The 8,443-nt window shown below is 51.3% G+C and carries 9 protein-coding genes and 2 pseudogenes; 4 read left to right on the top strand and 7 right to left on the bottom strand.

Annotated elements, in window-relative coordinates; translation table 11 throughout:
• Positions 1-612 (top strand): annotated as a pseudogene (locus MVK60_RS03190) (MFS transporter); the annotation flags it as partial.
• A 108-nt stretch (positions 613-720) separates the two neighbouring features.
• Positions 721-1,029, top strand: coding sequence for a hypothetical protein (locus tag MVK60_RS03185; RefSeq protein WP_297436354.1), 309 nt, complete (start codon positions 721-723; stop codon positions 1,027-1,029).
• 93 nt (positions 1,030-1,122) lie between these two features.
• Here MVK60_RS03185 and MVK60_RS03180 read toward each other — a convergent pair.
• The 4 genes and pseudogenes from MVK60_RS03180 to mtnA form a co-directional block, all read right to left on the bottom strand.
• A pseudogene (locus tag MVK60_RS03180) lies at positions 1,123-1,449 on the bottom strand (iron-containing alcohol dehydrogenase); the annotation flags it as partial.
• 14 nt (positions 1,450-1,463) lie between these two features.
• On the bottom strand, positions 1,464-2,777 hold the full coding sequence (locus tag MVK60_RS03175; RefSeq protein WP_297436352.1) for an MFS transporter: 1,314 nt from the start codon (positions 2,775-2,777) through the stop codon (positions 1,464-1,466).
• A gap of 128 nt (positions 2,778-2,905) precedes the next feature.
• Positions 2,906-3,076: a hypothetical protein gene (locus MVK60_RS03170; RefSeq protein ID WP_297436350.1), complete on the bottom strand. Its 171-nt coding sequence runs from the start codon at positions 3,074-3,076 to the stop codon at positions 2,906-2,908.
• Positions 3,077-3,444: 368 nt separating this feature from the next.
• Positions 3,445-4,515 carry an S-methyl-5-thioribose-1-phosphate isomerase gene (gene mtnA / locus MVK60_RS03165; protein ID WP_297436385.1) on the bottom strand — a complete coding sequence of 357 codons (1,071 nt, stop codon included), beginning with the start codon at positions 4,513-4,515 and terminating at the stop codon, positions 3,445-3,447.
• A 55-nt stretch (positions 4,516-4,570) separates the two neighbouring features.
• Here mtnA and MVK60_RS03160 point away from each other — a divergent pair, with 55 nt between their 5' ends.
• On the top strand, positions 4,571-5,107 hold the full coding sequence (locus MVK60_RS03160) for an NTPase (RefSeq protein ID WP_297436384.1): 537 nt from the start codon (positions 4,571-4,573) through the stop codon (positions 5,105-5,107).
• On the opposite strand, the gene MVK60_RS03155 is transcribed toward MVK60_RS03160, so the two are convergent.
• From MVK60_RS03155 to albA, 3 genes are all read right to left on the bottom strand, one after another.
• Positions 5,104-5,637, bottom strand: a complete 534-nt coding sequence (locus MVK60_RS03155; protein WP_297436348.1) for a cyclic nucleotide-binding/CBS domain-containing protein — start codon at positions 5,635-5,637, stop codon at positions 5,104-5,106. The genes MVK60_RS03160 and MVK60_RS03155 overlap by 4 nt on opposite strands.
• A gap of 49 nt (positions 5,638-5,686) precedes the next feature.
• On the bottom strand, positions 5,687-6,292 hold the full coding sequence (locus MVK60_RS03150) for an ArsR/SmtB family transcription factor (RefSeq protein ID WP_367270820.1): 606 nt from the start codon (positions 6,290-6,292) through the stop codon (positions 5,687-5,689).
• A gap of 100 nt (positions 6,293-6,392) precedes the next feature.
• A complete protein-coding gene (gene albA / locus MVK60_RS03145) occupies positions 6,393-6,668 on the bottom strand; it encodes a DNA-binding protein Alba (RefSeq protein WP_014011661.1) in 276 nt (91 codons plus the stop codon).
• Between the two features lie 189 nt (positions 6,669-6,857).
• Here albA and purB point away from each other — a divergent pair, with 189 nt between their 5' ends.
• Positions 6,858-8,213, top strand: a complete 1,356-nt coding sequence (gene purB, locus MVK60_RS03140; RefSeq protein WP_297436380.1) for an adenylosuccinate lyase — start codon at positions 6,858-6,860, stop codon at positions 8,211-8,213.
• The last annotated feature ends 230 nt before the right edge of the window (positions 8,214-8,443 follow it).

Genomic DNA, 8,443 nt, shown 5'->3' with positions numbered 1-8,443 from the left:
GAACTCCCCTGGCTCATAATCCTCTCAATAACCGTCGTCATGGCCACCAACCAATTCCGCCAATTCTTTGAACCCTACTTAGGCGACATACTCGCCAAAATCCTCAAAACCACACTCGTAGGAACACTCGGAATCCTCGCAGTCATAGAAGCCCTCGTCAAAGTCCTACCAAAACTCATAGGAATCCGGCTCAGGGACAAATGGAGCGTTAAGGCTTATTCCCTCGCCCCAGTAATCGTCCCAATAATGACGGCCCTCTCCGTGATTTACCAGAACCCCCTCTGGATAATCGCCTTGGGAATCCTCGTTACGATAGTCCACACAGCTTTTGGCTTCAACCTCGGAATAGAACTCCAGCACAGAATTCCGAGCGAAAAGAGGGCCACAATAATGTCAATCTACTCAATGGTCTCCGCTTTAACAATGGGCGTTTTCTACTTCATCTACGGTTTCGTCGTGGACTGGCTGGGACTGGCTGAGGCGAGATTACTCTTCGCCCTAATCCTCCTCGGTGCTGGAGTCTCATTGAAGGCCGGAGAACTCTTAGGCCCACTCAAAGACGTCCTAAAGCTCAAACACATGGAGGCCATGCCAAATCCAATGAAAAAGTGAGAATTTGTGTTTTTTCCATATTACAACCTCTTTTTAGCCTCCATTTTGGCTTTGCGTTCGAGGTGTCATTTAGAAATGTTTTAAAACTTTAAACACTTACATTATTCAGTGGTTCACGTGGAAACGGTTGTATCTCCCGATGTTAGCGATACGAAGTTTGTTAGTCCATTTAACGACTTATACAAATATCAGGAAGAGTTTAACATCAAGGGCTTTCTATTCCGAGGAGAACACTTGGCTGGGATTTATACTCCGGATTACCAGCTCATTCCTGTGAACGTTGAACTGCCTTGGAATGTTCGGAAGGCGCTGTTCAAGGCGAAGATAAAGGTTAAAGGAGTCATTGAGGTAATATATAAGTATGACAAATTTAAGGTAACAATTTACCTCATGGACTTGAAGTCCAAGAGGAAATGAGTAATACATAACACGGGTTGGGTGATGGAATAATGGAGCAAGAAGGGGTATTACTTAGGCAGAGGGCCTATGTTCAAATCATCAGGCCGAGGATTGAGGGGCATCGTAGAAGACCTTCAGGGCTTTCGTTGTGTCGATGACGCTTCCTCCACCGAGGGCAACCAGAAGGTCGGGCTCGAACTCCCTCACCTCTGGCAGGAACTCCTCTATGACCTCGATGCTCGGTTCCGCTGGAAGGCCGACTATCGAGAAGACCTCCGCACCGACCTCTTTCACATAGCCCTCTGCCTCGCTCAGGAAGCCGTGCCTCTTCATCGAACCGCTCGTGAGGATAAGAACGCGTTCGTGCCCCTTTATTTCCTTGGAGAGCCATTCAAGGGAGCCCTCTCCTCCCACAATCTTGGTTTTCAACTGGAACATGTCCCTCACCCTAATTATAATGTGGCTCCGGAGCTTTTAACCTTCCCACCGATGAGGGGAACGACGGATAGCAATATCAGAAGAGATGCTAGGCCAAAATCGGAGGTAAATCCAAGGCTCTCCGTGATGAAACCACTGATGAAGTTCCCCGCTATGGCGCCAATGGAGCTGATCATGTTGTACGCCCCTATAAGGGCCCCACGATTCCTGGCACTTGCCCCGCGTGAGATTATTGAAGTGGTTGATATCCCGATAAAGGCCCAGGTATAGCCCGCCATGAAGTACGATACGAAGGAGAGAACGAGGAACTGAGGCCCGTTTAGTTGCATCGCGAGTACAATGAGCGTGAAGGCACCTGCACGTAGAAGCAGTCCTCGTATGAGGGCACTGTAACCTCCCTCACGCCCCAGCCGTCTCCCGACCCGCATGTACATGAAAGCAGAGACCGCCGAGTTACCTATGCCCATCAAGTAGAGCACCGAAGGGCTGAATCCCCTCTCCCTCAGGAGAACTGGAAACTGGGTGAAGTACAGCATCGCGCCGATCCAGAAGAGCAGGGAGGCGCCATAGAGCTTTCCAAATCCCCTTGTGGAGATCCTGGGGAGGTGTGTGATAACGTTGGGGATGTATCTGAACTTTTCGATCACGTAGCCGGCGTAGACACCCAGTGTTTCTCTGCGCAGATGAAGCGGAACCTCCCTGATGGTTCGAACGCCCCACGGAACGGATAGGAGCCCGATCATCCCGAGCGCGATGAAGATCCCTCTCAGACCTAGGAACTGGGCGAGAAGCAGACCAACCCCCATCCCAGCAACCCAGGCCCAGCCTCCGATCTCATTGAACCTCCCTATCGCGTAGTCCCAATCTTCTAGGCGGAATGCCTTGGTTATGATGAGGATCGGGACCGGGATGGTGGCGGCTATGAAGAACGTGTAAAGCGCATTGATCATCATTATTTGGTGAACGCTCTTTGCAATGGAGAATAGAATAGTTGAAAGTGCTGTTCCAAGAAAACCAGCTACAAGAAAGACCTTTCTCCTGTTGAGTCTGTCGCTCAGCTTTCCCCAGAAGAGGCCGCCGAGCATCGAGGCGGTGCTGCCTATTGCGTTTACAACTCCCACCTCTGCCGGGCCTCCGCCGACGTCCATCGTCAGCAGGGGGATTAACGGTGCGGCCCCACCCGTTGAGATCTTGAACGGAATGAACGAATAGAACCATCTACCGGGGTTTGGTCTATGATGCATCTGCCTTCCTTTTTCAAGTCCTTTTAGGACGGTGCGCTTGCGCTTCACGGGCCTTTTAGCCGTTGGTACCACAATCCCACCCAAGAAAGAGGAATCGGTGGGTTTAATAACCTTCCCTTTTCACACGGTCTGTCAGAAAGGAATCACTTCAATGGATGCATCTGGTGGCCCTTCAAAAACCCGAAGAAGGACAAAAGAGAAGGAGGGGGCATTCATTCCTCGTCGTCCCAATCGTCGTAGTCGTCCTCGTCCCACTCCTCGTCTTCCCATTCCTCCTCATCCATGTCTTCGTAGGCTTCCTCAACCTCATCAAGGGGTTCGAAATCTTCTTCCTCCTCTTCGACCTCAACCTTGGGCCGGACCTTCTTCTTAGGCGGATACATATGGACCACCTCCCCCGTTTGAGGGGCGTTTGTTCAGAGTACGAAGGGTTTAAAAACTTTTTTGACATGATCAGCGGCTATAATTAAGTTTTCTAAAGATCTTAGGCTCTGAGACAAATATTAGGCGGAGATAACATCCTTACCTGGGAGAAAGGTTTATATGCCCTTACCCAACCCAATGGTGCTTCCCCATAGATTTCGGAGGAATATAACCATGGAAGCCGTTAAAGCGACCCTAACAGGGGAGTATAAGAAAAAAACAGAATCTTTAGCCGGAGAATCGGGGGCTTTTCGTGGAGGAAATTAAGGATGAGAAATCTCTTTTCGGAAAGATTAGAAAATTGCTGGGAAGCAAAAAATGAACTCTCTCATTCCCTCTCAAAAAGTCTCTTCAAGTTCCTTCTGAAGGGTGGGTAAACGACGCCCCTGTCGGTTATTATGCCCGTCAGGTACTTGTGCGGCGTGACATCAAAGGCCGGGTTGTAGACGCCCACATCCGGGGCAATCTTACAGCCGCCGCAGGTGAGAACTTCCTCAGGCTTTCTCTCCTCGATGGGTATCTCCTTCCCGCTCTTTAGGCTCATGTCAATGGTCGAAAGCGGCGCGACCGTGAAGAAAGGTATCCCGTGCTCCTTTGCAAGGACAGCCAAAGTGTAGGTGCCTATCTTGTTGGCGAAGTCCCCGTTGGCCACAATCCTGTCGGCACCGACTATTATCGCATCGACTTTGCCTTGGGCCATTACGAAGCCGGCCATGTTGTCGGCTATCAGCTTCAGCGGGATGCCGTCGTAGTGGTACTCCCATGCTGAAAGCCTCGCGCCCTGAAGGACGGGCCTCGTCTCGTCCACCCAGAGGAGCTTGAGGTTCCCGTCGCGGTGCATGACCCTGAGGACAGCGCCAACGGTTCCGAGCTGGACCGTTGCGAGGCTGCCAGCGTTGCAGTGGGTGAGAACGTTCCCCTCGGGCAGGGCCTCGGCACCGTAGTGACCCATTCTGAGGTTTGCTTCAACGTCCTCGTCCGCTATCTTCTGCGCCTCGGCAACAATCATGCGCTTAATCTCCTCCAGTGAACTCTCGGCGTTCTCCTCAACGAACCTCCTGATCCTGTTGAGCGCCCAGAAGAGGTTAACCGCCGTCGGCCGGGTGTTCTTCAGCCTATCGTATGCATTGTAAAAGCCGTCCATGAACTCGTCCCGGGTTTTTGCCTTCGTCGTGTCCGCGTAGAGTGCCAGACCGAAAGCCGCCGCTGCACCTATCGCCGGCGCCCCGCGAATCTTCATGGTTACGATCGCTTCAGCGACTTCTTCAACGGTTATCAACTCAATCGTTTTGAATTCCGTTGGGAGCAGGGTCTGGTCGATCATGACGACCTTTCCACTCTCATAGCGCACGCTTCTCGGAAGTCTTGTCAGCTCCTCTGGCCTGTACCTTACCTCCACAACCACCACCCCAAAGGGTTTAAGGGAGGAACTTAAATCTCCTTCGGTGGTTGGAATGACGCTGAGAGTATTCGTGACGGGCCCGGCGGGAGTCGGGAAGACAACGCTCGTGGAGAGGGTTGCGAGGGAAGTCGACCGCTGGGGTTACATCGTCGGTGGGATCATAACGAGGGAGGTCAGGCGAAACGGAAGGCGGGTTGGGTTCAGGATTATCGCTCTTGATACCGGAGAGGAGGGAACGCTTGCGAGCCTCCGCGGGACGTCGCATCTTCCTGGCGTCCCCTTTGGAAAGTACATCGTCCACGTTGACGAACTTGACCAGGTCGGCGTTTCAGCTATAAGGCGTGCCCTGGTTGAGGCAGACTTGATAGTCATAGACGAAATCGGCCCCATGGAGTACAAGAGCGACGAGTTTATCCACATCGTTGGCGAGGTTCTGAAGTTAGAAAAGCCCCTCTTGGCCGTCGTTCACAGGAAGATGCTCGACAGGTTCCGGCCGTTGGGACGACTCCATACGCTGAGCGTTGAGAACAGGAACCGAGAGTTCGGAACAATCCTTGACGAGGTTATGAAAGAGCTGAAAGGAGTTTAGAGGTTGAGACTATCCTTGCAGCTCTCGCATATCCACTTCTCGCCGCCCTCGATGTTGACCTTGTACAGTGGGCCGTACTGTCCGCAGAGCTCGCATATCCCGTAGACCTCGGTTTCTTCGGGAACCTCTTCTTCGTTTTCGCTGTTGTAAGTGTTAAGGGCCACGAGAAGGTCCGCGGCGGTTACGAATCCTATCGGCCTTCCGAGTCTGGTGACGAGAAGGCGCCGTATTCCCCTGTCCATCATCCTGTCTATAGCGTCCTGAACATCGTAGTCGTCCTCTATAGTCACCGGGTTCTCCGTCATGACTTCCCTGACCTTGACCTCCTTGGGGTTTAGGCCCTTCGCCACGACTTTATCCAGAATATCTCTGTCCGTGATTATCCCAACTACCTCGTCATCTTTTACAACAACCGCACTTCCCACCTTATTTTTGGAGAGAATCCTAGCCACCCTGTGAACTGTATCGCTGGGTTTGACAACTACTGCCTTCCTTTTAACCACTTGGCCTACGGAGATTCTCGGTGCCATTTCATCACCTCTCTAGCGGGGGTTGGGAAGGAAACTTAAAAACCTTTCTTCAGGTCCGTCTGTGCAGGATGTATAAAAACAGGCTAAACGTCAAGATAAACGTAATGAGTGCCAAGAGAAGTGGAACGGTGGAAGATGTAGACACCGTACTCGTGCCCTGATGGGATGCGGTTTCAACTAGTGGTGCCATCTTCTGGGGGGAGCTTGGGATGTTGCCGGCGCCGCTTTCTGGGTGGACTGCCAGGAGCCGTTTAGAAACAGTGTACACCGCCACGGATACGAGTCCCGCCAGAGCCAGACTGATGACATGGAGTCCCTCAAATCCGGGAAATAGCGTCTTTTTTACGTTGGCGGCGCTCTTGCGGGGGAGCAGAAGGATGGGTTTGTTTGACGCGCGGTAAAGCTTTACCTCCTGCAGTCTTTTCCCGTACTTCCGCCCAGCCACCTCAACGAGGCCAACCCTCAGCATCCTCTCCATGTGGTACGATACCGTCGAGATGGGAATATCAAGCTCCCTTGCGATCTCACTTATTGAGAGTGCCTGATCCTCTATAAGGTGGAGAATCGCGAGCGCCTTATCGCTGGTCAGTATCTGAGCGAGCTCCTTTGCCCTCTCATCATGAACCCCTATCGTTTTACCACTCAAAAGCGCCACCATGGAGAATACGCCCGATAAGTATTAAGGGTTTCCATCACTACAACGTGGACTGAAGTTAAGAGAAACATGAGAGTAAAAGGAAAGGGGATTCAACATTTCATGGCTTCTCCATAACGATCTCGATTGTCGAGGTGTTCGCGGTTCTGCCGTCGGCAGTCGGAAGCTCCTCGGTGCCGATCCTAATCTCCTTGACCCTGACCTCTGGAAGGAACCTGTTCCTGACGATCTCGGCGACATCAACGGCCCTGCTGATGGCCCTACCACGAGCCTTGACGCTGACCTCCTTAGCACCCTCGTTGAACTGGGTGATAACGGCCAGGACGTAGTTCATAACCGGCTTCTTTCCTATGTAGACAACGTGCTCCTCAGCCATCTCTGGCACCTCCGGAATTTTGTCGTTAGCATCTCACGGATGTTGGTTAAATACTTTTCGGTCGCTTTCGTGCTTTCTCTGAGCACTTTGTGGCTCCGATGACGGAATCGATGCAGCCGCCTGGTCCTACAGATTCATGTTAAGCGAAAGGTTTTAAGGTCCTGAAATTGCCATATGGTTGGTGATAATATGGCCGTTCATCCGATTGACTACCGCTACGGGAGCGAGGAAATGAGGCGCATCTGGGATGAGGAGAACAAGCTCCAGAAGCTCCTCGACGTTGAGGCTGCACTCGCGAGGGCCCATGCGAAGGTGGGCAACATTCCCGAGGAAAGTGCAAGGGTAATCTCCGAGAGAGCAAACACGAAGTGGGTCAAAGTGGAGCGTGTCAAGGAGATAGAGGCCGAGATACACCACGACATAATGGCCGTCGTCAAGGCCCTTAGCGAGGTCTGCGGCGAGCACGGCAAATACGTCCACCTCGGCGCCACCTCCAATGACATAATAGACACTGCCAACGCCCTCCTCATAAAGGAGAGCCTGGAGATAGTGAAGAAAGACCTCAGGGAGATACGTTCGATCCTCAAGAACCTCGCCGGGAAGCACAAGTACACCGTCTGCATAGGAAGAACCCATGGTCAGCACGCGGTCCCAACGACCTACGGCATGAAGTTCGCGATATGGCTGGATGAGATACAGAGGCACTTGGACAGAATAGATGAGCTGAAGGAAAGAGTCTTAGTTGGCCAGATGAGCGGCGCCGTCGGCACTATGGCGAGCTTTGGGAGTAAGGGGCTTGAGATACAGCGCCTCGTCATGGAGGACCTCGGCTTAAAACCCGCCAGGATAAGCAACCAGATAATCCAGCGCGATGTCTATGCGGAGCTTATGATGGTTTTGGCTCTCATCGCCTCGACCCTTGACAAGATTGCCCTGGAGATAAGGAACCTCCAGAGGACGGAGATACTTGAAATCAGCGAGCCCTTTGGGAAGAGGCAGGTGGGCTCTTCAACAATGCCCCACAAGAGGAACCCCATACTGAGCGAAAAGGTGAGCGGCTTAGCGAGGGTTCTCTACTCCAACGTCATTCCTGCACTGCTCAACAATCCCCTCTGGCACGAGAGGGATCTGACGAACTCCTCTGTCGAGCGCGTTATCCTTCCTGAGAGCTTTGTCCTGCTTGACGAGATGCTCAAGAGCATGAAGAAGGTTCTCTCAGGCCTGGAGTTCTTCCCGGAAAACATTAAGAGGAACCTCTACATGACTCACAACCTCATCATGGCAGAACCGCTGATGCTGAAGCTGACGGAGAAAGGGATGGGAAGGCAGGAAGCGCATGAATTGGTGAGAGGACTGGCAATGAGGGCGTTCAGAGAGAACAGGGACCTGATAGACGTTGCCATAGGAAACAAAGATGTGAGAAAGTTTTTAACTGAGGAAGACTTTGAAAGCCTGAAGCTGGAGAACTACATAGGCATGGCACCTCGGATAGTCGAAAACATAATAGCCTGGATAGAGGAAAAAGAACGAAAAGAAGGGTTTTAATCCCTTTTTCTTTGATTTAACGCCACAATACTCTTTTTTGAATTTTTGGCCTGATGATGTCAAATGACTCTCGAATTTTTTACTAAATTTTTACTTTTTAATTTAGTTATAATAACACGTTGTATTCACAGTTCAATTTTTAATATTTTAAATATTTGCTTTTTGTTATTAAAATTTATTAGTTATAAATTACAATTTAAAAAATTAAATTTTGATGATTTTTGACCACT

The sequence above is a fragment of the Thermococcus sp. genome, from assembly GCF_026988555.1.
Classification (GTDB): domain Archaea; phylum Methanobacteriota_B; class Thermococci; order Thermococcales; family Thermococcaceae; genus Thermococcus.
Note: the sequence above shows the minus strand (reverse complement) of the source record. Positions and strands in the feature narration are given on the sequence as shown.